Origin of the sequence: Vibrio sp. 10N.222.46.A1 (genome assembly GCF_041473595.1) — a bacterium.
In the GTDB taxonomy this organism is placed as follows: domain Bacteria; phylum Pseudomonadota; class Gammaproteobacteria; order Enterobacterales; family Vibrionaceae; genus Vibrio; species Vibrio tasmaniensis_A.
This window is the reverse complement of sequence record NZ_JBFRSN010000608.1, coordinates 1-1,306: the sequence shown is the minus strand read 5'-3', so window position 1 is coordinate 1,306 and position 1,306 is coordinate 1. Positions and strand designations below refer to the sequence as shown.

Below are 1,306 nucleotides of genomic sequence, written 5' to 3'. Positions count from 1 at the left end.
CGACCGCTTGCGGTCGAGCCTTTGGCTCAACCTCTTTTAGCGCAGAAACCCAAGCGTACACAGCAATCACGAGGTAAAAAAAATGCCTCTAGGATAAGAGGCATTTCAGAAAACATATTTGTACATTAAGCGGTGATATGACTGCCAACCCAAAACGCGGCACCGGCTACCGTCGCAATCATCGCAAAGGCAGTAGCAATAATGAGGTTTTTAAGGGAACTCACTTCATTACGAACCCCCAGGACCTCATTCCGTACCCCTTGAATATCAGATTTCAGCTCATTACGAACCGCTTCGATCTTCTGATCGAGTTCTTTCCGCGTATCATTTAACTGCTCTTGAGTGGCAGCATGAGCGGTTAGGTTGATCAGCTCTTCAACGCTTAATGTAACTTTGCTTGATTCAGACATAATAGAAACCTTATTTAGTTGTCTTTAGTTTACTGCATTACGTTACCGAAGTCATTCACGCCAGAATAGGCGTGAATGAGAGACATTTTCCACTAACTAATGGTTATATCCAACCACGCTCCGCAAATGACACCACATCTTCAAAAGACACCACGAAGTGATCGAGTACTCGAATATCAACCAAGGCTAGCGCGTCGGTCAGTCGTCGAGTAATACGTCGATCGGCTTGACTGGGTGTGGCATCACCGCTGGGATGGTTATGATAAAAAATGACCGCGCTTGCATTTGTGGCCAGTGACTCTTTGACCACTTCACGAGGGTAAACGGATGCGGCGTCAATGGTGCCGTTAAACATCTCTTTTGTGCGTAAAACTCGATGCTGACTATCAAGAAATATCACCCCAAACACTTCGCTTTCATTGGAAGCGAGTGAAGTCTGACAAAATGACTTCACCAATTCAGGGGAATTGAGTGGCGTCTGCTCTGACACAAACAACTTAGATTTTAAAATGCTCGCGGCATGGTGCAAGATATCTTTTTCTTCTACAGAGAAAAGGCTGTGATTAGAGTAGTTAGCAAGTACAGACATAATAGATCCCTTTTAATATTTAAAGTCGTGATGGGCGGCGCTCAGTCCGTGTTATTGGCCATACAAGCTAGCCAGAAGGTCTTTTGCTATTTCTTGATGCTTAGCGGTCGTTTCAACGTTTCTCTCTTCTTTTTTCGCGTAGGCGTAATCTTCTCGCATCTGTTTTACCGTCGTCACTCTGTCACATACGCTAATGCTCACCCCTTTTCCTTTCTGGCTTTCCTCCAAGATCAAAGAGTCGGTATAACCAAACTCCTTAAGTAAAATCTCATGCACTTTGACCGCTCGAACGCTCGAATTAAAGTCC

2 protein-coding genes and 1 pseudogene are annotated in these 1,306 nt (G+C 44.7%); all 3 read right to left on the bottom strand.

All coding sequences use genetic code 11. The features are described 5' to 3' along the window. Nucleotides 1–125 precede the first annotated feature (125 nt). Nucleotides 126–410 carry a DUF1640 domain-containing protein gene (locus AB4496_RS16945; protein WP_102257729.1) on the bottom strand — a complete coding sequence of 95 codons (285 nt, stop codon included), beginning with the start codon at nt 408–410 and terminating at the stop codon, nt 126–128. Between the two features lie 103 nt (nt 411–513). Then, nucleotides 514–999 carry a DNA repair protein RadC gene (gene radC / locus AB4496_RS16940; protein ID WP_372009887.1) on the bottom strand — a complete coding sequence of 162 codons (486 nt, stop codon included), beginning with the start codon at nt 997–999 and terminating at the stop codon, nt 514–516. A 51-nt stretch (nt 1,000–1,050) separates the two neighbouring features. Further along, a pseudogene (locus tag AB4496_RS16935) lies at nt 1,051–1,306 on the bottom strand (hypothetical protein); the annotation flags it as partial.